Genomic DNA, 22,633 nt, shown 5'->3' on the forward strand with positions numbered 1-22,633 from the left:
GAAGAGGTGCACCCAGTGACTGACTTCCCGCGCGACGCCCTGATCCTCGGCGGCAACCGCATCCCGTTCGCCCGCTCCGGCGGTCCCTACGCAGGGATCTCCAACCAGGACCTGCTGACCGCGGCACTGGATGGACTGGTCGCCCGCTTCAGCCTGCAGGGCGAGAAGCTCGGCGAGATCGCCGGCGGCGCCGTCCTCAAGCTCGCCGGCGACCTGAACCTCACGCGCGAGAGCGCACTGGGGACCCCCCTGGACCCGCGCACGCCCGCCCTGGACATGTCCCGGGCCTGCGCCACGAGCCTGGAGACCATGGTCCACCTGTCCAATCGGATCCAGCTCGGCCAGATCGACTCCGGCATCGCCTGCGGCGTGGACTCCGCCTCGGACTCCCCGATCGAGGTCACCCCGCGGCTGCGTCGGATCCTGCACCGGGCCTTCGCGGCCAAGACCGCGATGCAGCGGGTGAAGGCGCTCAGTGCGATCCGTCCCGCAGATCTCACCCCGGTCCCGCCCCGCAACGGCGAACCGCGCACGGGCCTGTCGATGGGTGAGCACCAGGCGCTCACCGGGGCCCAGTGGAGCATCACCCGCGAGGCCCAGGACGAGCTGGCGCTGGCCTCGCACCAGAACCTCGCGGCCGCCTACGACGCGGGCTTCTTCGACGACCTGGTCACCGGCTACCGGGGCCTCGCCCGGGACCAGAACCTGCGCGCGGACTCCACTCTCGAGAAGCTCGGCTCGCTCAAGCCCGTGTTCGGCGTGAAGTCGCCGCAGGTCAGCGAGCCCACGATGACCGCCGGAAACTCCACCCCGCTCAGCGACGGTGCCTCCGCGGTGCTGATGGGCAGCCAGGAGTGGGCCGATGAGCACGGCCTGACGCCACTGGCCCGGGTGGTCGATGCCCGCAGCGCCGCCGTCGACTTCGCGCACGGCGCGGAGGGGCTCCTCATGGCGCCGGCCTACGCCGTGCCCGAGATGCTGGACGACAACGGCCTGACCCTGCAGGACCTCGACCTCTACGAGATCCACGAGGCGTTCGCCTCCACCGTGCTGTCGACCCTCGCCGCCTGGGAGTCCGAGGAGTTCTGCCGGGAGAAGCTGGGCCGGGGCGGCCCGCTGGGTGCGATCGACCGCAGCAAGCTCAACGTCACCGGCTCCTCCCTCGCGGCGGGGCACCCCTTCGCCGCGACCGGCGGGCGCCTGGTCGCGACCCTCTCCAAGCTGCTGCACCAGCGGGCGGTCGAGACCGGCCGCGTCCAGCGCGGCCTGATCTCGGTGTGCGCCGCGGCCGGCCAGGGCGCCGTCGTGCTGCTCGAGTCGGTCACCGACTGACACGCCCGGCGCCGGCCGGCACCAGTCGACACACTCGACACACTCGACACTGCCGACCCTGCCGGCGCCGTCCGGGCCGCCTCGTGCCGACCCGGCCCTCTCAGATCCGTCCAGACCAGACTCCGCGTCCTCGACGCCGCACCCTCGTGTGAAGGAGACCCCATGACCGACACCGCTGCCAGAACAGACACCTACACGAAGTTCGTCCGCTCCGCTCCGGGCAAGCTCATCGCCAAGCAGGTGGGCCTGCCCCGTCCCTCGACGCTCCCACGTCGCGGCGACCGCCCCGAGCCCGTGCTCGGGCCGGTGGTCGTGCTCGGGGACTCCGCGGGCGCCGAGCAGATCACCCGTGACCTCCTCGGTCAGGGCATCGACGTGCGCCGACGCTTCGACGAGCTGCGCTCGGTCGGCTCGGTCGTCGCCGTGCTCGACGAGATCAGCACTCCGGCGGACCTCGGGAGGATCCTGCTCCCGCTGTCCGGCGCGATGCGCTCCCTCGCCCCCGGCGCCCGGGTCGTCACGATCTCCCGTCCCGCCCGGGGTGAGGACCCCGCACGCGATGCGGCCCGCGGCGGCGTCGAGGGCTTCCTGCGCTCGCTCGCCCATGAGATGCGCGGCGGGGCGACCGCCAACGGCATCCTCGTGCGCGACGGCGTGGACCTCGACGCCCCCGGCGTGACCGGGGCCCTGCGCTTCCTGCTCTCAGCCCGCAGCGCCTTCGTCACCGGTCAGTTCCTCACGGTCTCCACCGCCGACGGGTCGCGCACCGCGGACCTCGCCAAGCCCCTCGCCGGGCGCACCGCCCTGGTCACCGGCGCCGCCCGCGGGATCGGCGCGGCGATCGCCCGCACCCTCGCGGCCGACGGGGCCCAGCTCGTGGTCCTCGACGTACCCGGCGCGGGCACCGAGCTCTCGCGCCTGGCCAACGACCTGCGCGCGGTACCGGTGCAGCTCGACGTCACCTCCGACGGTGCGGGGGACCGCCTGGTGGCGTTCCTGCGCGAGCGGGGGCTGAGCCTGGACATCGCCGTGCTCAACGCCGGCATCACCCGCGACAAGCTGTTCGCCAACATGACCCCGGAGCGCTGGGTCCCCGTGCTCGCGGTGAACATCTCCAGCCAGATCACCCTCACGCAGGCGCTGATCGAAGCCGGGGACGTGCTCGGCGACCAGCCGCGCGTCGTCTCCCTGGCCTCCACCAGCGGCATCGCCGGCAACCGCGGGCAGACGAACTACGCCGCCTCCAAGGCTGGCGTGATCGCCTTCGTCGGTGCGCTCGCCGCCCGCCTGGAGTCGATCGGCGGCACCGCGAACGCGGTCGCGCCCGGGTTCATCGAGACCGAGATGACCGCCAAGATGCCGGCCCTGACCCGGGAGGTCGCCCGACGGCTGAACTCCCTGCAGCAGGGAGGCCTTCCGGTGGACGTCGCCGAGGCGATCGCCTTCCTCGCCTCCGACGAAGCGGGTGGCCTGCGCGGCGAGACCCTGCGTGTGTGCGGACAGAACATGGTGGGGAAGTGAGCGCCGTGACCGGCACCGGGACCTCCCAGACGGGCGAGCGGATCAAGGACCTCTCGGAGGTCCCCTCGTTCCCAGCCATCTATGCGGCGGCGCTGGACCCCCGCTCGGCCCTGGATCCGCGACGGGCCCGACGGGCCCCGCAGGCCGATCCGACCCTGCCGAGCATCGCCTACCGGGTGCGGAAGGTGCGGATCGATGCCGAGCGCGCCCGCGACTTCGACCATCTGATGGGTGGGCCGGCCACCGACCTGGTCCATCCCGGCGTGCTGCACGTGCTCGCCTTCCCGGTCTCGCTCGCCCTCCTCGCCCGGCGCGACGTCCCCTTCGCACTGCTGGGTCTGGTGCATCTGCGCAACCAGATCCTGCAGCACCGCCCCGTGCGCGTCGGGGAGCTGGTGGACGTCGAGTGCCGGGTGCGGGATCTGCAGCCTCATCGCAAGGGCCGCACCTTCGAGGCGGTCTCCACCATCCTCGGGCAGGATGGCGAGATCATCGCGACCGACGTCTCCACCTACCTGATCACGGGGGAGGGCGCGGAGAGCGGTTCTGCGAGCGCCGCCGATGGCAGCGCCTCGGGCTCAACGAGCAGCGGAGGCCCTGAGCACTCCGCACGTCGGGCGTTCGAGGCACCCCGTCCTACCGGACGGTGGAAGCTCCCGGCAGACACCGGGCGTCGATACGCGGCCGTCTCCGGAGACGTGAATCCGATCCATCTCTCCGCCCTGAGCGCGAAGGCCTTCGGATTCCCGCGCGCCATCGCCCACGGGATGTACACCGCCTCGCGGGCCTTCACCGAATCCGGGGTGGATCTCTCGCGGCCGCTGCGCTGGGACGTCAGCTTCGATGCCCCGGTGACGCTGCCGGGCACGGTGCTGGTGGCCTACGACGATGACCGCGGCTCCGGCGACCCCCAGGGCTCCGGCGACGACCGCGGCTCCGGCGGCGTGCGCTGCGTGGGCTGGCGTGCGGGCTCCGGGGACAAGGGGCCGCGTCGCTGCTTCGAGGTCGCGGTCACCACGCTCGGCTGATCAGAGAGCACCCTGTTCAAGGGCACGCTGGCCAGAGAGATCCCTGGTCAGAGTGACCCCTGTTCACAGAGCGCCCTGAGAGTGCACGCTGATCAGGGTGCTCTCTCAGTTGCCGGATCGCTCTGCCGCCTGCGCCCTGAGACCTGCCTCGAGCGTGGCGAGCAGGTGCTCGATGAATGCCTTGGGCTGGACGCCGGTGAGCACGTCGACGTTCGGCTCCCGGCCCCAGCGGCCCAGCTCATCACCCACGCTCTGCCCGCGGGTGAGGGTACCGGCGAGCTCGACGTCGACCGGGAGCGGGCGCGTCCCGGCGAACTGCCCCGTCACCGCGTGCGCGGTGACCAGCGGGTCATGCACATGCGCCATCCAGCCGAAACCGTCGGCCTGATGGAACTCGAAGTAGAAGCGCAGCGCCTCGGCGAGGATCATCGCCACCGGGTGGCCGGTGCTCTCCCCGAGCTGCGTGATCCGGTCCAGGGTGTCCTGGTGGAACTGCACCGCTTCGGTGGCCTCGAGCGACCCGAGCACGGGGCGCGCCGGGGCGCCGGTGAAGGCGGCGAGCACGCGCTGGGCGGCCTCCGGATCCACGGCGAAGTTCCATTCGCTCGTGGCCCCGGTGTTCCCCCGATGGTTGATCGCCCCTCCCATGATGTGCAGGCGCTTCAGCAGCCGCGGGAGCTCGGGCTCGATCTCGAGCGCGAGGGCGAGGTTCGTGTGCGGGCCCAGCACGAGACCCACGAGCTCGCCGGGATGCGCGCGGGCGATGTCGACCCACAGCTGTGCGCCCGAGCGGGGGTCCTCGGTGCGCTCAGGGTCCGGGAGCACGGCGTGGCCGAGGCCCTGCGGGCCGTGGGTGTCGTCGGCATACATCGGCTCCTGCGCGAGCGGGTGCGACGCTCCGAGCGAGATCGGCGCTGCGATGTCGAGCAGCCCGGCCAGAGCGAGGTTGTTGCGGTGCACGGCGGGGACGGGCACGTTGCCGCCGGTGGAGACGATGCCGGCGATCTCCACGTCACGGCGGCAGGCGAGATAGGTCAGGGCGATCGCATCGTCGATGCCGGTGTCGCAGTCGATCAGCACGGGGAGGGTCATCGGGCCAGCGTAGAGCCACCGGAGGGCTGGCGGAGCACCGCCGATCACGGCAGGATCTCCCCATGGCGCATCCACAGATGTTCGACGACGACGATCCGATGCTGGAGCGCGTGCGGTCGGTCGCGCTCGCCCTGCCCGGCGCGAAGGAGAAGATCAGCCATGGCCGACCCGCCTTCTGCACCGTGAAGGTCCACTGCTACTACGGCGGGGCCCTGAAGGTGGACGGACAGTGGGAGCAGCACCCTCAGGCGGTGCTCGTGCACCTGCCGCCGTCGGAGACCGCCGCGCTGGCGGAGGATCCGCGCACCTTCGCCCCCGCGTACCTCGGAGCGTCCGGCTGGATCGGTGTGGACCTGGACGCGAGAACCACCGACGCAGAGCTCGCCGAGCTGATCGAGGAGTCCTATCGCAGGGTGGCCCCGAAGCGCCTCGTGGCGGAGCTCGAGGACCGGGCTTGACCCTCACGCGACGTCAGGCCGGAAGGTTGTCCTCATGACCGAGAAGCACACCCCTGACGACCTCACCGTGGGCCGCGTCGCCGACCTCGTCGGCGTGAGCGTCCGCACCCTGCATCACTGGGACGGGATCGGCCTGGTGCGTCCCAGCGGACGCACCTGGTCGGGGTATCGGCTGTACGACGCGCAGGACATCTCCCGGATCCACCGGGTGCTCGTCTACCGCGAGCTCGGTCTGGCGCTCGCCGAGATCGGCCGGATCCTCGATGATCCATCCGTCGATCCCGGCGTGCACCTCCACCGCCAGCGGACCCTCCTGCGGGAGCGGATCCACCGGCTCGAGAAGACGGCACGGGCCGTCGACGAGATGATCGAGAGAACCGACATGACGCACGAGAAGAGCACGACGGGCACCAGCCTGACGCCCGAGGAGCAGGCCCGCATCTTCGGCACCGACTGGGACCCCGCCTACCAGGACGAGGCCCGCGAGCGGTGGGGCGGGTCCGACGCCTGGAAGCAGTCCGCCGCCCGCACCGGATCCTGGGACGCGGCGCAGTGGCAGACGATCAAGGACGAGACCGACGAGGTCGAGGCCGCGCTCGCCGAGGCCCTGAGCCGCGGGGTGGAGCCGGGGAGCGAGGAGGCGAACGCGCTGGCCGAGCGCCACCGTGCTTCGATCGGGAGGCACTACGACTGCACGCCCTCGATGCAGGTCGTGCTGGCGCGGATGTACACGGAGGATCCGAGATTCGCCGCGCACTACGACGAGCGCGGCGAGGGTCTCGCCGTCTGGCTGCGGCGCGCGATCGAGGAGAGCGCCCGGTCCCAGGGCGTGGACCCGGAGACCGCGACCTGGCAGTGAGCGCTGAGACGCCGCGCAGCGGGTGAGCCACGGAGAGCCCCGTCGCCCCGTCGGGACGTCGAACTGTCGGGCCGACGTTCCGGGGTCGGCCCTCGGATAGATCGTCGTGCCGCGTCGTGAAAGGTGCCATCGGAGTGGCACCTTTCGCGACGCCCCGAGGGCGGGCGACGGATCTCGGCGTCTCGGCGTCTCGGCGTCTCGGGGGAGTGGCCGCCCGGAGCTCAGAGCTCGCCGTAGGCCTCGAGCAGGGGAGCGATCCGCCCGCCCATCTCCACCTGGGTGAGCACGATGCCCACCGTGCCGTCGGGGTCGACGAAGAAGTCGGTGCCCGCGCCGCCGGACCAGCCGAAGCGGCCGCGGTGCGGGCCGTCGGCCACCACGCAGACGCCGAAGCCCCAACCGGTGTGCTCCCAGAACCCCGGGAAGAACGAGCTCGGGTCCTTCGCGCCGTCGGGCACCTGGTCCCGGCTCAGCATCGCCAGATGCTCCGCATCGATCAGCTCGCCGTCGCGCAGCGCCCGCAGGAACCGCAGGTAGTCCGGCGCCGTCGAGAGCAGCTCGCTGTGGCTCATGTCGTCAGGCGGCGGGCCGACGTGGAAGCCGCCGGCCGCGGGCTCCCGCTCCACGAGCTCATCGCCCTCGACCCCGTAGGCCGCCGGGAGCCGGTGCGCCGTCTCCCGCGGCACGAAGTATCCCGTGTCGCGCATCCCGAGCGGGGCGAACAGAGTGGCCGCGAGATGCTCCCCGGCGCTGGTGCCGCTGATCCGCGACAGCAGGATGCCGAGCAAACCGAAGGAGTGGTGATAGCGCCAGACCTCCCCGGGCTGCCCGACCAGGGGCAGGGAGGCGAGCGCCGCGAGCCAGTCGTCGGCCCCCAGCGCCGGCGGCAGGGGCCCGGCCTCGGTGGCGCTGTCGGCCATGGCGCGCTGCAGCGGTGAGCCGTCGAGGATCATGCCGTAGCCGGAGGTGTTGGTCAGCAGGTGACGCAGGGTGATGGGCCGATCGGCGGGCACAGTGTCGGTGAGCTCCGCATCGGGCCGGGAGAGGACCACGGGTTCGGCGAGCTCCGGCAGCCAGGTCGCCACCTGGGAGTCGAGCGCGAGCTCGCCCTGCTCGACGAGGCGCAGCGCGGCGACCGTGGTGATCAGCTTGGTCATCGACTGGATGCGGAAGATCGCGTCGGCCGGCATCGGAGAGCCACCGATCGACATCGTCCCCGCGGCGTGGGGCTCGGGGTCGTGCCCGTGGGCGATCACTCCACCGGGGACGGTTCCGTCCGCGACGAAGCTCTCGAGCAGGTGTGCGGGTCCGGAGGTCGGCATCGACATGCGGCCAGGGTACGCCGGAGCTCCCCGGGCCAGGCCGGCGCGGCTGGCACAGCTGGCACGGCTGGTGCGGCTGGCACGGCCCTACACTCGGGCCATGAGCGCCCTCGAGAACGTCCTCCTGCTCAGCCCGCGAGCCGTGCCGCTCGGCGGACCGCGCGGGATGACCGTGCTCCGCACTCTGCCGGCGCGGCAGACCTCTCTCATCGGGGCCTGGTGCTTCGTGGACCATTTCGGGCCCGACGACGTCTCCACGGGCGGTGGCATGCAGGTCGCCCGGCATCCCCACACCGGTCTCGCCACGGTCTCCTGGCTGTTCGAGGGCGCGATCACGCATCGCGACTCGATCGGCAGCCACGCCCTGGTGCGACCAGGCGACGTGGACCTCATGGTGGCCGGCTACGGCATCACCCATTCGGAGTTCTCCACCCTCGACACCACGCTCCTGCACGGCGTGCAGCTCTGGTACGCCCTGCCGGACCGGGCCCGGTTCCGCAAGCAGGAGTTCGCGGTGCACACCCCGGTCGAACAGGCCACGTCGACCGTGCGCGTGCGAGTGGGGATGGGGGCCTTTCGGGCGGCCGACGAGGACGGGGCCGTGCTCGAGGACACCAGCCCCCTGGTCACCGACACCGCCCTGTCCATGGCACAGATCGAGCTGCGGGCCGGGCATCGGCTGCGCATCGACCTGGATCCGGGCCACGAGCACGGGATGCTGGTGGATCGGGGCACGGCGCATCTGGCCGTCGGCGGTCAGGAGTCCGCGGCCGCCCGCGCCGAGCTCGCCGTGCTGCCCGACGGCGCCGACCATCTCGAGCTCCGGGCCACCGGGGACGAGGACCTGCGGGTGATCCTCCTGGGCGGCGAACCGCTGAGGGAGGACATCCTCATGTGGTGGAACTTCGTGGGTCGCACCCATGAGGAGATCGCGCAGTTCCGTGCCCGCTACCAGGCGGAGATCGAGGCGGAGGGTACGCTCGACCAGGCCCCGATCGCCTCGGTGGCCCGGGAGCGCGCCGGCCTGACGGCGGACGCCGAGCAGTTCGGCCCCTTCGCTCCCCACACTCCTGCGGCTCTGCCCGCCCCCATGCTCCCCAACGGTCGGCTGCGCCCCCGCGGTCGCGCCGGCCTCTCGAAGGACTGATCCCGTGCCCCACACCCCCGCAGCCGACGACAGCGCCGCGACGGCCTCCACCGCGACGCCCGCCACCGCGACGGATTCCACCGCGACGGAATCCACCGCGTCACCCCAGAACCCGACGGCACCGACTGCGGCGCAGACGCCTCAGGGCGCGGACCAGACCGATCGAGTGATCATGGCCGCGGCCGAGGAGGCCGGCATCGGCTGCCCCTGCGACGTCATCGTGGTGGACGATGCGACCGGCGCGCTGACCGACTTCGCGCTCGCCGCCGTGGCCGAGCACGAGGACGCGAAGGTGCTCAGCTGGACCTCATCGACGGTGCTGGCAGCGACCCTGGCGGAGCGCTTCGCGACGCCGCTCGCGGCTGGCCGCCTGCTGCTCCCCGTCGGACCCCAGCCCGTCGAGCTCGGCGCGGCCGCGGCGAGGGTCGAGGGGCACCAGATGGTGCTGATGCGCCTGCCCAAGTCTCTGCACGCCCTGGAGGACCGTGCCCGCCGGCTGGCCGAGGCCGTCCGCGGGCGCGGGGACGGCGGCCTCGAGCTCATCGCCGGTGGCCGGGTCAAGCATATGACGCGTTCCCAGAACGACGTGCTCGCGAAGCTCTTCACCGAGGTCCGGGCCAGCCGCGGCATCGGGAAGTCCCGCGCGCTGATCGGCACCGGCCTGCGGGAGCAGACCGCCGGGCCGACGCCCACCGAGAGCACCACGCGGATCGTGGTGCGGGGCCAGCAGCGGTCCCTGTCGCTGCGCGGCGTCGGCACCGTGTTCGGCGGGTCCGGGGCCGACGCCGGCAGCCTCCTGCTGCTGTCCTCCCTGGACCAGGCCGTGGCCGCCGGGGAGCTCGCCACAGAGGAGTCGCCGGTGCGCTCTGCGGCAGATCTCGGCTGCGGGAACGGCCTGATGACCTCCTACCTCGCGGCCGCGCTGCCCGAGGCCTCGGTGCTGGGAAGCGACGAGGACGCCGACGCGGTCGCCTCGACCCGGGCCACTCTCGCCGCGAACGATCTCGAGCGGGAGGACATCGAACTGGTCTGGGACGACGCCTTCTCCCAGGTGGCAGATCGCAGCCTGGACCTGGTGCTGCTGAACCCGCCCTTCCACGACGGCACCGCGATCGATGCGACGCTCGTGGACGGGCTGCTCGACGCCGCCTCGCGGGTGCTGCGACCCGGCGGGCAGCTGTGGTTCGTGCACAACTCCCACCTGCGGTACCGCACCGAGGTGGAGCGTCGCGTCGGTCCGGTGCGTCAGCGGGCCCGCGACCGTCGCTTCACGGTGCTCTCCGCCGAGCGCGTCTGACGCCGCCTTGCGTCCGACCCCGTCGGCTGGACTCCGGGCCGGTCGAGCAGTGCGAGTTGAGCAGCGCTGGACGAGCAGGGCGGGTCGGGCGGTGCCGGAGGGTCAGCGCGGGCCGAGCAGCGCTGGACGAGCAGGGCAGGACGGTCAGTGCGGGCCGAGTAGCGCTGGACGAGCAGGGCAGGACGGTCAGTGCGGGCCGAGTAGTGCCGGTCGGACGTCAGCGCGGGGCGCACGCCGTGCTCCCGAGTTCTGCGCCCTGAGGACCGATGTTCGTGCCGGGATCGGTCCTCAGGGCGCATTACTCGACTGTGCGGAGGCGCCACTGCACTGTGTGGGGGCGCCACTCCACGGCGTGGAGGCACCACTGCACTGTGCGGAGGCACAGGCGAGATGCCGGGGGAGGCGCCGCGTCTCAGGCGACGAGGCTGCGCAGCACCGAGGTGAACACGCCCAGGCCGTCAGTGCCGGTACGGGTCCCCGCGCCGGGCTCGTCGGGCCCGAAGCCGGCCTCGACCGCGTGCTCGGGGTGCGGCATGAGGCCCACGACGTTGCCCGCGGCGTTGGTGACGCCGGCGATGTCGTTGCGCGAGCCGTTGGGGTTGGACTCGAAGCCGGCCGGACCGTGGGTGGCGCCGGCGGCGTAGCGGAACACCACGCGGCCCTCGTCCTCGAGCTGGGAGAGCGTGCGCTCGTCGGACACGTACTGCCCGTCCTGGTTCTTCAGCGGAACCCGGATGACCTGGTCCTGCTGGTAGTCGGAGGTCCAGGCGGTGCGCGTGTTCTCGACCCGCAGCGGCTGGTCGCGGCAGATGAACGAGCGGTGCGCGTTCTTGATCATCGCGCCGGGCAGCAGGTGGGTCTCGCAGAGCACCTGGAAGCCGTTGCAGATGCCGAGCACCGGCATACCGCCGTTGGCGGCGTCGACGACCTTCTCCATCACGGGCGCGAAGCGGCTGATCGCCCCGGCGCGCAGGTAGTCGCCGTAGGAGAAGCCTCCAGGCAGCACGACCGCCTGGACATCGGCGAGCTCGTCGTCGCCGTGCCATAGCGCGACCGGCTCGGCGCCGGCGATCCGCACGGCACGCAGGGCATCGCGGTCATCCAGCGTGCCCGGGAACGTCACCACACCGACGCGCATCAGGCCTGGCCCTCCGTGGCGGGATCCTCGACCTCGAGGGCGATGACGTCCTCGATCACGGGGTTGGACAGCAAGGTGGTGGCGGCTTCGCGGAGGGAGGCGAGCACCTCGTCGGTGACCTCGCCCTCGACCTCGAGCTCGAACCGCTTGCCCTGGCGCACGGAGCTGATGCCCTCGAAGCCCAGGCGGGGCAGGGCCGCGGCGACGGCCTTGCCCTGGGGGTCGAGGATCTCCGGCTTCGGCATGACATGGACCACGACGCGGGGCATGGGCGTTCTCCTGGAGGACGACGGCCGCGCTCGGGGCGGGCCGGACGGGATGATTCTGCAGGGCGGGGCGGGAGAAGCTCCCGGGCTCACCGACGGATCGGTGCCGACGCCCCCATCGTACCGAGCCGGGGGCATTCGGCGGGGGAGTGCCCACGTGATCCGGATCCGCCGGAGTACCGAGAGGGATCGGCAGGGAAGTCGTGCCGGCTGTACAGGGGAATCGAGCTGGATCGGCAAGGGAGCCGAGCCGTCTCCGCAGGGCATTGGCGTGGTGGTCCCGTGGTCGTACGGTGGGGGCATCCGATTCCGCAGACCCTGGAGGCAGCTATGAAGATCCGTCACCTCGTCCACTCCTGCCTGCTCGTCGAGATGGCCGGGCGGCGGGTCCTCGTGGACCCTGGGACTTTCAGCGCCGACGCCGTGCGAACGCTGGATGACGAGGTGCTCGCGGGCGTCGACGCCGTCGCCATCACGCATCAGCATCCGGATCATCTCGATCGCGGCCTGCTGGACCACGTCCTGGGCGCGAGTGCGCAGGCGGTCGTGATCGCCGAGCCGGAGACCGCCGCGCAGCTCGCCGAGAGCAGCGAGGACGGCGCCGCGATCTCGACCGAGCGCCTGCTGCCGCTCAGCGCGGGCGAGGCCCATGAGTTCCCGGCGCTGGACGGGCACGAGGCGCTGCGGATCGCGGCGGCGGGCGGTCAGCACGCGATCATCCATCCCGATATCCCGCGCGTGGGCAACGTGGGCCTCGTGCTCTCCGCCGGAGGCGGGCCGCAGCTCGGGATCACGGGGGACTCCCTGGAGCCACTGCAGGAGTTCCATGGGATCGACGCCCTGGCCTTCGCCGTGGTGGCGCCGTGGTCCAAGATGTCCGAGACCATCGATTTCCTGCGTGCGGTGCGCCCGCGCGTGGCCCTGCCGGTCCACGACGCGGTGGCCAGCGCCGCGGGTCGACCGATCTTCCTGCGCCAGTCGGGTGCGCTCTCGCCCGAGAGCACCGAGGTGCGCGACTGGCCGGAGGACGGCATCGTCGAGCTCTGAGCTCTGAGCTCTGAGCACTGAGCTCTGGACCTCGACCGCGACAGCACCCACGACTTACGCCCGCGCCCGCGTCCACGACCATGCGGGCGCCGGGCGCCGTGGACGTGATGGTCGGCGAGCCCACGGTGCCGTCTACAGTGGCCCCGTGCACGGGAGTCCGGTAGGCCGGGCTGAGAGGGAGTTCTCCAACTCCGACCGTAGAACCTGACCCGGATCATGCCGGCGCAGGGAGCTCCGCCGGGCGAGATCCGCCGTGTGCCCGTGCCCTTCGTGAAAGGCACGGACCATGATCGTCTCCTTCCCACCCCCTGTTCCCGGGAGCGTTCCTCCTGCCGCCTCGGGGCCCGCTTCCGCTCCCGCAGAGAACGCGACGGATCCCGCAGAGAACGCCGCGGATCCCACGGAGAACGCCGCGAATCCCACGGAACACGCCGCCGACCCCACCGCGACCCCGCTCGGCTTCGGCGTCGGCGCCCGGGTGAGCGCCGCCGTGATGGCCGACGACTACGCGTCGCTCCTGCGCGGCATCCTCTCCCGCCTCGACGACACCGGCCTCGTGCGCGAGACCGGGGACGTCTCCACCTACGTCGGCGGCCACGAGGCGCACCTGCAGCGCTATCTCATCGACCTCGCCGAGGATCTCGCCCGCACCGAGCACCACGCCACGATCTCCGTGCTGCTGTCCCGGGGATGCCCGGGAGAGGTGGCCTGCGAGCTGCCCGGCGGTGCCGGGCCCCGCGGCGTGGAGGTCCCCGAGCCCCGCCGTACGGGCCGCTACGCCTCGGCGGAATGGGCGCTGTACCCACTGGCCGACCAGGTTCTCGCCGACGGGACGCTCCCGGACCACATGCGGGACATCTACGCCGCGATCGACCACGCCCGCGAGCTGGGCACCTTCCGCGGATCCGAGCACTTCGTGACCCGCCTCGAGGGCGACGTCGGCGATGTCCTGGCCACCGCGATCGCCGGATGGCTGCTGGTGGGACGCAGCGTCCAGCACGTGACCAGCCACCTCACGATCTCGCTGAACAGCCCCTCGCACGCCACGCGCACCCTGGACGAGGTGACCCGATGACCGCGGTGCAGGCGGGCCCGACCCGCAGGCGGTCCCGCTTCACCCTGCGGGAGATCGTGCTGGTCGTCGTGCTCGGCGTCGTGTTCGGCTTCCTGTACTGGGTCTTCGTCCAGGCATGGAACGGCCTTGCGATCGCCATGGGCCCCGCGGGCGACCTCGCCCAGCACGTCCTGTTCGGGTCCTGGCTGCTCGTCGGCCCGATCGCCGTGGCGATCCTCCGACGGCCCGGCAGCGGCATCCTCGCCGAGCTGATCGCGGCGGTCGTCGAGGTGGTGTTCCTGGGCAGCCCCGTCGGCCCGCTGCTGGTGCTCTCGGCGCTGCTGCAGGGGATCGGCAGCGAGCTGCCCTTCGCCCTGACCCGGTACCGTCGCTTCGGCTGGGGCGTGTTCGCCGCCTCGGGCGCCTTCGGCGCCGCGCTCGTGTTCTTCTGGACCGCATATCGGATGGGCTGGTACGGGCAGGATCTGCTCGAGCTGCGCCTGGGCGTGCAGGTGCTCTCGGGGATCGTTCTCGGCGGGCTGCTCGCGAAGACCATCGTCGGTGCGCTGCGGCGCACGGGAGTGCTCGACGACTTCGCGATCGGCGCCGCACCGCACGAGGCGCAGGACGTCGTGGAGCGACGTGTCCGCTGAGACCACGCACGGCGAGTCGAGGGGCGCGGTCGCCTCCACCTCGAACCGCTCCACCGCGAACTTCGCCACCTCGAACTCCACCACCGCGACCCCCTCTGCCTCACTCCTCGAGGCAGAGGACCTCGAGGTGGTGCTGCCCTCGGGGGACGGGGTCGGACCGTGGAGCGGCACCCTCGCGGCCGGGGACCACGTGCTGCTGATCGGCCCGAGCGGGGCCGGGAAGTCGACGCTGCTACGCACCCTCGCCGGCGCGATCCCCTCGCACCAGCACGGCCGCGTCACCGGGAGCATCCGCGTGGGCGGGATCGACCCGGTGGCCGACGGTGTGGTCGCGGCCTCGCGCACGGTCGGCTATCTCGGGCAGGACCCGGCCAGCGGGGTCTGCCTGCCTGATGTGGCCGACGACGTGGCCCTGCCGCTGGAGAACCGTCAGGTCCCGGCCCCACAGATCGGGGGTCGGGTGCACGCGGCGCTGACTGCCGCCGGCGCCGAAGGCCTCGCATCCCGGAAGGCCTCGACCCTCTCGGGCGGGCAGCTGCAGCGCGCCGCACTCGCCGCGGTGCTCGCCGCAGAGCCCCGGCTCCTCCTGCTCGATGAACCCACCGCGATGCTCGATGCGGGCGGCATCGCCGCGGTGCGTGGGAGCGTCCAGGCGGCCCTGCAGGACGGAGAGACCGCGGCGATCCTCGTCGAGCACCGTCTCGACGAGTGGGCGGGCGCAGACGGCCTCGCCGCCCTCCCTCCGCGCACGATCGCGCTGGATCGCTCCGGGCGGGTCCTCGCCGACGGGCCGACGCACGAGGTGCTCCTCCGGCACGGGGCGACGCTGCGCGCGGAAGGATGCTGGCTTCCTCGCGACCTCGAGCGATCGCTCAACAGAATGCTCGAGAGGCCGCCCGAGGAATCGTTCGACGAGCCAGCCGAGGCAGCGACCCCGGCCGGCATTCCGCCTGCTGCGCCGCGAGGATCCCGGGCCTCTGAGCAGGAGCAGACCCCTGAGGAGACGGTGGCGCCGGGCCGTGCGGCCGACCCGGGCAGACCGCTGCTGACCGCGGACGGGGTCGCGCTCGGCTACGAGGGCCGGCGACTGCTCGAGGGCGTCGACCTCGAGGTGCGATCCGGTCAGGTGCTGGCGGTCGTCGGCCGCAACGGTTCCGGCAAGTCCACCCTGTTGACCGCCCTCGCGCGACTGGACCAGCCCCATGCAGGCGCCATCTCCGGCGCCGCAGCCGGACTGGTCTTCCAACGTCCCGAGGCCCAGTTCATCAGCTCCACCGTGGTCGGAGAGCTCCGGGCGTCCGGCGCGGAGGAGGCCGCGGTGGGCGAGATGCTGGAGCAGCTCGCGCTGGATGACCGGGCGGAGGCGAGCCCCTACCGGCTCTCGGGCGGGCAGCAGCGGCGACTCTCCCTCGGCGCGATGCTGCTCACCGGCCGCCCCGTGCTCCTGGCCGACGAACCCGGGTTCGGGCTGGATCAGGCGGCCCAGGACTCCGTGCACGAGCTCCTGCGGGAGAGCGCGGCGAACGGGCGCGCCGTAGTCATGACCACCCATGATCTGCGGGCCGTCGAGCAGGCGCACGCCGTGGCGGTGCTCGCCGATGGTCGCGTGCACGGTCCGATGCCACCGGCGCAGCTGCTGGCCGACGCGGACCTGCTGCGTCGGGCCGGGCTCGTCGCGTCCCCCTCGGCGGAGACGGGCAGGCCCGAGCGCGACGACCGGGGAGAGCGCGCCGGCGAGGACAGGGGAGGAGCGGGCACGGCCGACCCGCCTCTCGTGCCGCACGGCTGGCTGTCCCGACGCAACCCGACCGTGCTGCTCGGCCTGCTCACGGCGCTGAGCATCGTGTGCATCGCGCTGACCGACCCGGTGCCGCTGGTCGCGCTGTACGTGCTGCTCATGGCGGCGACGCTCGCCGGCTGTCGGATGCGGCCGCTCGCGCTGCTGCGGGGGCAGGTGCCCTTCATGGTGTTCGCCGTGGGGGTGTTCACGGTCAACGTGCTCAGCCGGCCCGGTCGCGAACCGTGGCCCGAGCTGCCGGTACGGGTCACGCAGGAGGGGCTCGTGCTGGGAACGGCGCTCGCCCTGCGTGCCCTGGTGATCGGGCTCGGGGCGCTCGCCGTGGCCCGCGCCACCGATCCGCGCCGCACGATGGTGAGCCTGCAGCAGCATGCCCGCCTGCCGGCCCGGTACGCCTATGCCCTGCTGGCCGGCCGGAGGCTTCTGGATGATCTGCCCTCGCGCTGGGCGACGATCACGCGTGCCCATCGGGCGCGCCTGCCGGTGCGGACGGACGGCACGGTGGGCAGGCTCCGCCCCCGGCAGCTCGTGCGGTGCGCCTTCTCCCTGCTGGTCGACGCGATCCGCAGCGCGGAACGTCTCGCCTTCGCCCTCGAGTCCCGGGGGCTCGGCGAGGGGCCGCGCACGATCTGGCGCCCGGTCCCGTGCGATCGGGCGGACCTGCTGCTCGCGGTCGCCGTGGCGACAGCGATCGGAACCGTGGTGGTGCTCAGCTGATCCCGAGGGTTCGGGCTGCTCAGCGGGTCAGAAGGACCGGCCGGTGAGCCGCTCGTAGGCCTGGACGTAGCGTGCCCGGGTCTGGTCGATGACCTCGGCGGGCAGCTCGGGCGGGGGAGTGTTCGAGCCCTTGTGCCAGCCCGAGGCGCGGGAGGTCAGCCAGTCCCGTACGAACTGCTTGTCCAGGCTGGGCTGGGTGCGGCCCTCGACGTAGGTGTCCGCGGACCAGAAGCGGCTCGAATCGGGGGTGAGCACCTCGTCGCCCAGCATCAGGGTGCCGTCGGTGCGCGAGTGGCCGAACTCGAACTTGGTGTCGGCGAGCAGGATGCCGCGCTCGGCGGCGATCGTCCGCGCCTTCTCGTAGGCGGCGAGCGTGAGCTCCTCCAGATCATCCGTGAGCTCGGACCCCAACAGGTCGCGGGCCTGGGCGACGGTGATGTTCTCGTCGTGCTCGCCGGCCTCGGCCTTCGTGGACGGCGTGAAGATGGCGGGGTCCAGGCGCGAGGCCTCCACCAGACCGCCGGGCAGCACGTGGCCGCCGACGGAGCCGCCGGCGCGGTAGTCGGCCAGACCCGATCCGGTGAGATAGCCGCGGGCGATGCACTCCAGCGGCACCATGTCCAGGCCCTGGCAGCGCAGCGCCCGCCCGGCGACGGCCTGCGGCACGTCGCTCGCGGAGATCACATGGTTCGGGACGATGTCCGCCAGCTGCTCGAACCAGAACGTGCTGATCGCCGTGAGCACCCGGCCCTTGTCCGGGATGCCGGGCTGGAGGGAGTGGTCATAGGCGCTGATGCGATCGGTCGCGACCACGAGCACCTCGGCAGCGGCCGACGGGTCGGTGCCGGCGGGGACATACAGCTCGCGGACCTTCCCGGAGACGACGTGGTCCCAGCCCGGGAGATCGGGGGCCTCGATCAGGGGAGTGGCGGTGGTGGTGCTCATGCGGAGGCTCCGTCGTCAGGGGTGGGTGCCGGGTGCGCGTCGGGGCTGTGCTGCGCGCTCGACGCGCTCAGCGCGTCCCGGGCGTCCCGAGCGGCGGTGCGGGCGATGTCGTGGCGGTGCTGGCACCCGTCGAGGGCGATCGCCTCGGCGCCCGCGAGGGCGAGGACACGAGCCTCCTCGAGGTCCGCGCCGGAGGCGACGACGGACAGCACCCGGCCGCCGCTGCTGAGCAGCGCGCCGTCCTCGGTGCGGCGGACCGTGCCGGCATGGATCACGTGCGTGCCGAGCATCTCGGCGGCCTCGATCCCGGCGATGACATCGCCGGTGCGGGCCGCTGCGGGATATCCGGAGCAGGCGACCACCACGGTCACGGCGGCGGCGTCGTGCCACTGCGGCGCTGGCGCGGTGCTCAGGTCGCCCTGGGCGGCGGCGAGCAGCAGCGGGGCGAAGGGGGAGGCCAGGCGCTCGAGCACGACCTGCGTCTCGGGGTCGCCGAAGCGGGCGTTGAACTCGACCACTCGCATGCCGCGCGAGGTGATCGCCAGGCCGCAGTACAGCACTCCGATGAAGGGGATGCCGCGTGCGGCGAGCTCGTCGATCGTGGGCTGGGCGACTGTGCTGATGACCTCGTCGACCAGTCCCTCGGGAGCCCAGGGCAGCGGTGAGTAGGCACCCATGCCGCCGGTGTTGGGGCCCTCGTCGTCGTCCAGGGCCCGCTTGAAGTCCTGAGCCGGGGCGAGCGGGACCACGCGGGTCCCGTCGCTCACGCAGAACAGCGACACCTCGGGGCCGTCGAGGTACTCCTCGAGCACCACGGAACCGCCGGCGTCCAGGACCGCCTCGCCGTGCTCGACGGCGGCCGCGCGATCGGAGGTGACCACGACGCCCTTGCCGGCGGCGAGGCCGTCGGCCTTGACCACGAACGGCACATCGCCGAGCGGGTTCACGCGGTCCAGTCCCGCGTCGAGCTGGTCGGGCGCGGTCACGGTCACGGAGGCGGCGGTCGGCACGCCGGCCGCCGCCATGATCTCCTTCGCCCACGACTTCGAGCCCTCGAGGACCGCGGCGGCGGCCGACGGGCCGAACACCGCGAAGCCCGCCTCCCGCAGCCGGTCCGCGCTGCCCGCGACCAGCGGGGCCTCGGGGCCGACCACGACGAGATCGGGGGCCAGTTCCTGGGAGAGCCGCACCTGGCCGTCGAGGTCATCGACGGAGATGTCGTGGCAGGTGGCGAGCTGCGCGATCCCGGGATTGCCGGGAGCAGCATGGAGCTCAGGGGCGGGGCGGTCGGCGGCGAGACGACGAATGATCGCGTGCTCGCGGCCTCCGGAACCGATGACGAGGATCTTCACGCGGTCAGGGTACCGAGCGGGCCACCGTCGCCGGAGAAGTGCCCGCACTCCGGCATTCCGGGTCATCGGAACACGGTTCCTCAGGGGTACGGGGCGTCCCAGAGCGACAAGGCCTCCAGCACGGCTGCAGCCCGGAGCAACCCGTCGACCGGAAGTGGAGACGGTGCTGTTGCGGGCAGGGGAACCTGTCGATCCAGGCGATGGAGACCGCGTTGGCGGAGCGCATCGAGGTGGTCGGCGGGGGAGAGCTCCTGGCTGATGTCGTCGAGCGAACGGCCCTCGTCCAGAAGCCGTCGCGCGGTAACCGGGCCCACCCCGCGGACCCCGGGCATGCTGTCCGCGCGATCGCCGACGAGAGCGACATAGTCGCACCAGCGTGAAGGGTGGATCCCGTATCGCTCGACCACGGTGTTCTCCGTGATCCATCCGCGGCGCAGGCCCTGCGCAGAGTCCCATTGGTGGACGGCGCCCTGCAGAAGTTGATGGAAGTCCTTATCCCTGCTGATCACGATGGATCGGCGGCCCGCGACGCGATCGCGATCCACGAGGGTCGCGATCACATCGTCGGCCTCAGAAGCGTCATGGGTGACGTGGGTGATCCCCCAATGGTTGAGGGCGCGCAGGATGGCAGGCAGGTGACGGAACGGGTTGCTCGGGCTGTCCGGGGGCTCGGCTCGGCGCTCAGCGCGGTACCGGGCGTCGAGCTGCGTGCGTGGAGACCGGGCGTCCGCATCGAAGATCACGAGCGCATCGGTGGGTGCGACAGGTGAGCGGTGCAGGGCCTGTCTCATCAGGGCGAGAAAGCCGAAGGTGCCGGTGATGTCCTGTCCACGGCGGGTGCGTATCCGGGTCGGGAACCCGAACTCGGCCCGGTAGAGCATCTGGGCTCCGTCGACGTAGGCGATGGTCTGTGGGGTCATGGCGCGCTCCGGTAGGGATAGTCGTCCTACCCGGGCGCGTCAGACGTGCTGACGCCGGGGTCCGGCACCGTCGGCAGCGAACCGCCTGGGCCAGAAAATGTGAGACCAGCCTAGCTCGGGCGCAGTGCCGCGCCTAGCGCCACGGACGTCAGTCGACCGCCGACACTGACTTCGGGTGCCCACCGCTACGATCAGGGCCATGCCTGCTGTTCCCCCGGACCCTGCCGCGTCCGCGACCCCGGTGAATACCGCGACCCCGGTGGACTGGACCGTTCCGGCGGGGGCCGATGACCTGGTGATGCGACGGCGCGCCGATCCGGCGACGACCGCGAGACTGCGTCTGGACCTCTCCTATGACGGCACCGGGTATCACGGCTGGGCCGCACAGCCGGGGCATCCCACCGTGGAGGGCGAGCTCGAGAGGGCCCTGGCACAGATCGCCCGCGTGCCGCTGCGCGTGACCGTCGCCGGCCGGACAGACTCTGGCGTCCACGCCCGCGGTCAGGTCTGCCACCTCGACGTGCCGCGCTCGATCCTCGCCACCCTGCCGGGGCGCTCGGACCGTCGGCCCGAGGAGGCGCTCGTGACCCGGCTCGCGGGGGTGCTGCCCCGCGACATCGTCGTGCACGCCGCCCGCGAGGTCCCGCTCGACTTCGATGCCCGCTTCGGGGCCCTGTGGCGGCGGTACCGGTATCGGCTCTCCGACGGCCCGGCCACGCATGACCCGCTGCGCCGGGACGTGCTGCGCCACCGCCGCCCCCTGGACGTCGACGCGATGAACCGCGCCAGCCGCACCCTGCTGGGCGAGCACGACTTCCTCTCCTTCTGCCGCCCGCGCGAGGGGGCGACGACCATCCGGACGCTGCGGGAGCTGAGCTGGGAGCGCCCGGGGGAAGGGCGCGCCGACGAAGGCCTGATCGTCGCGACGGTCATCGCGGATGCCTTCTGCCATCACATGGTGCGCTCCCTGGTGGGCGCCATGATCGGCGTGGGTGAGGGGCGGCGCGACATCGACTGGCCCGCCGGCGTCCTGGCGGCCCGCACCCGGGACGCGGCGACCCGCGACGGCACCGGGTCCGCACCGATCTGCCCGCCCCAGGGCCTCACGCTCGACCACGTGGCCTATCCGCCCGACGAGGAGCTCGCCGCGCGCGCCGCGATCGCACGGGCCCGACGGGTCTGAGTGCACAGCGGGCCCGCCACCGGCGTCGGATGAGTGCCTGGCGAGCGACGGACGGGAGCCGGAGATCACACCCTGCTGGCCCTCCCCGCGTTGACGCTGGCTCCGTGCGGGAACTATTGTTAGCGGTCGTTGTGCCTCGATGTGTGCCCAACCCGCAGCCGTTCTCTCACGTCCGGCGCGTCAGGGCATCTCACACACATCCAGGACCGCCGTCGCATAGTCAGCGGAGCGGTCCGGGTGCAGCAACAGGGCCATGCTTTTACCCGAAGGAAGCGTGCCCACGGTCCATCGAACCGTGCCTGGTCGGCGATCTGCCGCCCGGGCACCATGACGAGAGAAGAAGGCACGAGTGCGTACGTTCACCCCGAAGCCCGGCGATGTCGAGCGTTCCTGGTACGTCATTGACGCAAACGATGTCGTCCTCGGCCGGCTCGCTTCCCAGGCTGCACAGCTCCTCCGCGGAAAGCACAAGCCGGTCTTCGCACCCCACATGGATGCAGGCGACTTCGTAATCATCATCAACGCTGACAAGGTCGCCCTGACCGGCAACAAGCGGGACGCCAAGCTGGCGTACCGCCACTCCGGTTACCCCGGCGGCCTCCGGAGCGTCCCTTACTCCGAGCTGCTCGAGAAGAACCCCGAGCGCGCCGTGGAGAAGGCCATCCGAGGCATGCTCCCCAAGAACAAGCTTGCTGATCAGCAGATCAAGAAGCTGAAGATCTACTCGGGCGCCGAGCACCCCCACACCGCTCAGCAGCCCGTCCCCTTCACCATTGATCAGGTGGCGCAGTAAGCGGGTGCCCCGCCACTCCGCCCTGCCGCACGGACGAACCAAGGAGAACCGTGACTGAGACCACCACCCCCGATACCACCGAGAACCTCGAGACCGTGACCGACGAGTCCGCTCCCTCGAGCTTCACCACCGAGTCGACCGGCGAGTCCGCCGTCGGCGGCGGCCAGTCGGCGATCGAGCCGGGCTACGGCACCGGCCGTCGCAAGCAGGCCATCGCCCGCGTGCGCCTGGTCCCCGGCTCCGGCCAGTGGATCATCAATGGCCGCGCCATCGATGACTACTTCCCGAACAAGCTGCACCAGCAGGAGATCAACGACCCGTTCACGGTCCTCGATCTCCAGGGACGCTTCGACGTCTGGGTCCGCCTCCACGGCGGCGGCCCGTCCGGACAGGCCGGCGCCGTGCGCCTCGGTGTGTCCCGCGCGCTGAACCAGATCGATGAGGAGGCCAACCGCGCCACCCTCAAGAAGGCTGGCTTCCTGAAGCGCGACCCGCGCATCATCGAGCGCAAGAAGGCCGGTCTGAAGAAGGCCCGCAAGGCTCCGCAGTACTCCAAGCGCTGATCGGTCGCGGAGCACTGCTCCGCACCCTTCCTGCGTGATGCACGATGCCCTCGACCTCCGGGTCGGGGGCATCGTCGTGTTCGGCGGGCGTGCGCCCGCTCGTCCTCACGGCGGCCGACGAGGGATGAGCTCCCGATAGGCTTCCGCC

21 protein-coding genes and 1 riboswitch are annotated in these 22,633 nt (G+C 72.0%); of the genes, 14 read left to right on the top strand and 7 right to left on the bottom strand.

Going from position 1 to position 22,633, the window contains the following annotated elements; translation table 11 throughout:
• Positions 1-15 precede the first annotated feature (15 nt).
• The 3 genes from ABD093_RS16705 to ABD093_RS16715 all read left to right on the top strand — a co-directional run bounded on the left by ABD093_RS16705 (position 16) and on the right by ABD093_RS16715 (position 3,881).
• On the top strand, positions 16-1,332 hold the full coding sequence (locus tag ABD093_RS16705; RefSeq protein WP_343925902.1) for an acetyl-CoA C-acetyltransferase: 1,317 nt from the start codon (positions 16-18) through the stop codon (positions 1,330-1,332).
• Between the two features lie 162 nt (positions 1,333-1,494).
• Positions 1,495-2,853, top strand: coding sequence for a 3-oxoacyl-ACP reductase (locus tag ABD093_RS16710; RefSeq protein WP_343925904.1), 1,359 nt, complete (start codon positions 1,495-1,497; stop codon positions 2,851-2,853).
• On the top strand, positions 2,850-3,881 hold the full coding sequence (locus ABD093_RS16715; protein ID WP_319021530.1) for a MaoC/PaaZ C-terminal domain-containing protein: 1,032 nt from the start codon (positions 2,850-2,852) through the stop codon (positions 3,879-3,881). Before ABD093_RS16710 ends, ABD093_RS16715 begins: the two co-directional genes overlap by 4 nt.
• A gap of 105 nt (positions 3,882-3,986) precedes the next feature.
• Here ABD093_RS16715 and ABD093_RS16720 read toward each other — a convergent pair whose 3' ends face one another.
• Complete coding sequence (locus tag ABD093_RS16720; RefSeq protein WP_343925907.1) at positions 3,987-4,973, bottom strand: nucleoside hydrolase; 987 nt, start codon at positions 4,971-4,973, stop codon at positions 3,987-3,989.
• A gap of 62 nt (positions 4,974-5,035) precedes the next feature.
• Here ABD093_RS16720 and ABD093_RS16725 point away from each other — a divergent pair, with 62 nt between their 5' ends.
• Together ABD093_RS16725 and ABD093_RS16730 are read left to right on the top strand one after the other, a co-directional pair.
• Positions 5,036-5,431, top strand: a complete 396-nt coding sequence (locus tag ABD093_RS16725; protein ID WP_193116823.1) for an MmcQ/YjbR family DNA-binding protein — start codon at positions 5,036-5,038, stop codon at positions 5,429-5,431.
• 34 nt (positions 5,432-5,465) lie between these two features.
• The gene (locus tag ABD093_RS16730; RefSeq protein WP_343925909.1) at positions 5,466-6,290 is read left to right on the top strand and encodes a MerR family transcriptional regulator; all 825 of its coding nucleotides are present in this window, start codon (positions 5,466-5,468) and stop codon (positions 6,288-6,290) included.
• Between the two features lie 221 nt (positions 6,291-6,511).
• Here the strand turns inward: ABD093_RS16730 and ABD093_RS16735 are convergent, their stop codons facing one another.
• The gene (locus ABD093_RS16735; protein WP_343925911.1) at positions 6,512-7,618 is read right to left on the bottom strand and encodes a serine hydrolase domain-containing protein; all 1,107 of its coding nucleotides are present in this window, start codon (positions 7,616-7,618) and stop codon (positions 6,512-6,514) included.
• 94 nt (positions 7,619-7,712) lie between these two features.
• Here ABD093_RS16735 and ABD093_RS16740 point away from each other — a divergent pair, with 94 nt between their 5' ends.
• On the top strand, positions 7,713-8,759 hold the full coding sequence (locus tag ABD093_RS16740; RefSeq protein ID WP_343925913.1) for a pirin family protein: 1,047 nt from the start codon (positions 7,713-7,715) through the stop codon (positions 8,757-8,759).
• Between the two features lie 4 nt (positions 8,760-8,763).
• Positions 8,764-10,056 carry a class I SAM-dependent methyltransferase gene (locus tag ABD093_RS16745; RefSeq protein WP_343925915.1) on the top strand — a complete coding sequence of 431 codons (1,293 nt, stop codon included), beginning with the start codon at positions 8,764-8,766 and terminating at the stop codon, positions 10,054-10,056.
• Between the two features lie 412 nt (positions 10,057-10,468).
• On the opposite strand, the gene purQ is transcribed toward ABD093_RS16745, so the two are convergent.
• Both purQ and purS read right to left on the bottom strand, forming a co-directional pair.
• The gene (gene purQ, locus ABD093_RS16750) at positions 10,469-11,194 is read right to left on the bottom strand and encodes a phosphoribosylformylglycinamidine synthase subunit PurQ (RefSeq protein WP_193116827.1); all 726 of its coding nucleotides are present in this window, start codon (positions 11,192-11,194) and stop codon (positions 10,469-10,471) included.
• Positions 11,194-11,463: a phosphoribosylformylglycinamidine synthase subunit PurS gene (purS, locus tag ABD093_RS16755; RefSeq protein WP_193116828.1), complete on the bottom strand. Its 270-nt coding sequence runs from the start codon at positions 11,461-11,463 to the stop codon at positions 11,194-11,196. Before purS ends, purQ begins: the two co-directional genes overlap by 1 nt.
• Positions 11,464-11,790: 327 nt before the next feature.
• Between purS and ABD093_RS16760 the strand changes: the two genes are divergently transcribed.
• The 4 genes from ABD093_RS16760 (at position 11,791) to ABD093_RS16775 (ending at position 16,729) form a co-directional block, all read left to right on the top strand.
• Entirely contained in the window at positions 11,791-12,507 is a 717-nt protein-coding gene (locus ABD093_RS16760; protein ID WP_343925918.1) for an MBL fold metallo-hydrolase, read from the top strand.
• A 139-nt stretch (positions 12,508-12,646) separates the two neighbouring features.
• Positions 12,647-12,755, top strand: a riboswitch (TPP riboswitch).
• Between the two features lie 38 nt (positions 12,756-12,793).
• Entirely contained in the window at positions 12,794-13,582 is a 789-nt protein-coding gene (locus tag ABD093_RS16765) for a YkoF family thiamine/hydroxymethylpyrimidine-binding protein (RefSeq protein ID WP_343925920.1), read from the top strand.
• Positions 13,579-14,214 carry an ECF transporter S component gene (locus tag ABD093_RS16770; protein WP_343925922.1) on the top strand — a complete coding sequence of 212 codons (636 nt, stop codon included), beginning with the start codon at positions 13,579-13,581 and terminating at the stop codon, positions 14,212-14,214. Before ABD093_RS16765 ends, ABD093_RS16770 begins: the two co-directional genes overlap by 4 nt.
• Positions 14,204-16,729, top strand: a complete 2,526-nt coding sequence (locus tag ABD093_RS16775; protein WP_343925924.1) for an ATP-binding cassette domain-containing protein — start codon at positions 14,204-14,206, stop codon at positions 16,727-16,729. The genes ABD093_RS16770 and ABD093_RS16775 overlap by 11 nt, the downstream gene beginning before the upstream one ends.
• A gap of 27 nt (positions 16,730-16,756) precedes the next feature.
• Here the strand turns inward: ABD093_RS16775 and ABD093_RS16780 are convergent, their stop codons facing one another.
• The 3 genes from ABD093_RS16780 to ABD093_RS16790 form a co-directional block, all read right to left on the bottom strand.
• Positions 16,757-17,674, bottom strand: coding sequence for a phosphoribosylaminoimidazolesuccinocarboxamide synthase (locus ABD093_RS16780; RefSeq protein WP_343925926.1), 918 nt, complete (start codon positions 17,672-17,674; stop codon positions 16,757-16,759).
• Complete coding sequence (gene purD, locus ABD093_RS16785) at positions 17,671-19,026, bottom strand: phosphoribosylamine--glycine ligase (RefSeq protein WP_343925928.1); 1,356 nt, start codon at positions 19,024-19,026, stop codon at positions 17,671-17,673. Before purD ends, ABD093_RS16780 begins: the two co-directional genes overlap by 4 nt.
• Before the next feature lie 80 nt (positions 19,027-19,106).
• Positions 19,107-19,946 (bottom strand): 5'-3' exonuclease, encoded by an 840-nt coding sequence (locus ABD093_RS16790; RefSeq protein WP_343925930.1) that lies wholly within the window; start codon positions 19,944-19,946, stop codon positions 19,107-19,109.
• Positions 19,947-20,244: 298 nt separating this feature from the next.
• Here ABD093_RS16790 and truA point away from each other — a divergent pair, with 298 nt between their 5' ends.
• From truA to rpsI, 3 genes are all read left to right on the top strand, one after another.
• The gene (gene truA / locus ABD093_RS16795) at positions 20,245-21,129 is read left to right on the top strand and encodes a tRNA pseudouridine(38-40) synthase TruA (protein WP_343926001.1); all 885 of its coding nucleotides are present in this window, start codon (positions 20,245-20,247) and stop codon (positions 21,127-21,129) included.
• Positions 21,130-21,478: 349 nt separating this feature from the next.
• Entirely contained in the window at positions 21,479-21,922 is a 444-nt protein-coding gene (rplM, locus tag ABD093_RS16800) for a 50S ribosomal protein L13 (RefSeq protein ID WP_343925932.1), read from the top strand.
• Between the two features lie 50 nt (positions 21,923-21,972).
• On the top strand, positions 21,973-22,485 hold the full coding sequence (gene rpsI, locus ABD093_RS16805) for a 30S ribosomal protein S9 (protein WP_193116837.1): 513 nt from the start codon (positions 21,973-21,975) through the stop codon (positions 22,483-22,485).
• The last annotated feature ends 148 nt before the right edge of the window (positions 22,486-22,633 follow it).

The sequence above is a fragment of the Brachybacterium tyrofermentans genome, from assembly GCF_039526165.1.
Classification (GTDB): Bacteria; Actinomycetota; Actinomycetes; order Actinomycetales; family Dermabacteraceae; genus Brachybacterium; species Brachybacterium tyrofermentans.

Excerpts from the sequence above, each read along its gene's own strand:
- ABD093_RS16770 (WP_343925922.1), top strand. The coding sequence starts at position 13,579 with ATGACCGCGGTGCAGGCGGGCCCGACCCGCAGGCGGTCCCGCTTCACC.
- ABD093_RS16760 (WP_343925918.1), top strand. The coding sequence starts at position 11,791 with ATGAAGATCCGTCACCTCGTCCACTCCTGCCTGCTCGTCGAGATGGCC.
- ABD093_RS16740 (WP_343925913.1), top strand. The coding sequence starts at position 7,713 with ATGAGCGCCCTCGAGAACGTCCTCCTGCTCAGCCCGCGAGCCGTGCCG.
- ABD093_RS16780 (WP_343925926.1), bottom strand. The coding sequence starts at position 17,674 with ATGAGCACCACCACCGCCACTCCCCTGATCGAGGCCCCCGATCTCCCG.
- ABD093_RS16710 (WP_343925904.1), top strand. The coding sequence starts at position 1,495 with ATGACCGACACCGCTGCCAGAACAGACACCTACACGAAGTTCGTCCGC.
- ABD093_RS16735 (WP_343925911.1), bottom strand. The coding sequence starts at position 7,618 with ATGTCGATGCCGACCTCCGGACCCGCACACCTGCTCGAGAGCTTCGTC.
- truA (WP_343926001.1), top strand. The coding sequence starts at position 20,245 with ATGCGACGGCGCGCCGATCCGGCGACGACCGCGAGACTGCGTCTGGAC.
- ABD093_RS16720 (WP_343925907.1), bottom strand. The coding sequence starts at position 4,973 with ATGACCCTCCCCGTGCTGATCGACTGCGACACCGGCATCGACGATGCG.
- purQ (WP_193116827.1), bottom strand. The coding sequence starts at position 11,194 with ATGCGCGTCGGTGTGGTGACGTTCCCGGGCACGCTGGATGACCGCGAT.
- ABD093_RS16790 (WP_343925930.1), bottom strand. The coding sequence starts at position 19,946 with ATGACCCCACAGACCATCGCCTACGTCGACGGAGCCCAGATGCTCTAC.
- ABD093_RS16730 (WP_343925909.1), top strand. The coding sequence starts at position 5,466 with ATGACCGAGAAGCACACCCCTGACGACCTCACCGTGGGCCGCGTCGCC.
- purS (WP_193116828.1), bottom strand. The coding sequence starts at position 11,463 with ATGCCCCGCGTCGTGGTCCATGTCATGCCGAAGCCGGAGATCCTCGAC.
- ABD093_RS16765 (WP_343925920.1), top strand. The coding sequence starts at position 12,794 with ATGATCGTCTCCTTCCCACCCCCTGTTCCCGGGAGCGTTCCTCCTGCC.
- ABD093_RS16725 (WP_193116823.1), top strand. The coding sequence starts at position 5,036 with ATGGCGCATCCACAGATGTTCGACGACGACGATCCGATGCTGGAGCGC.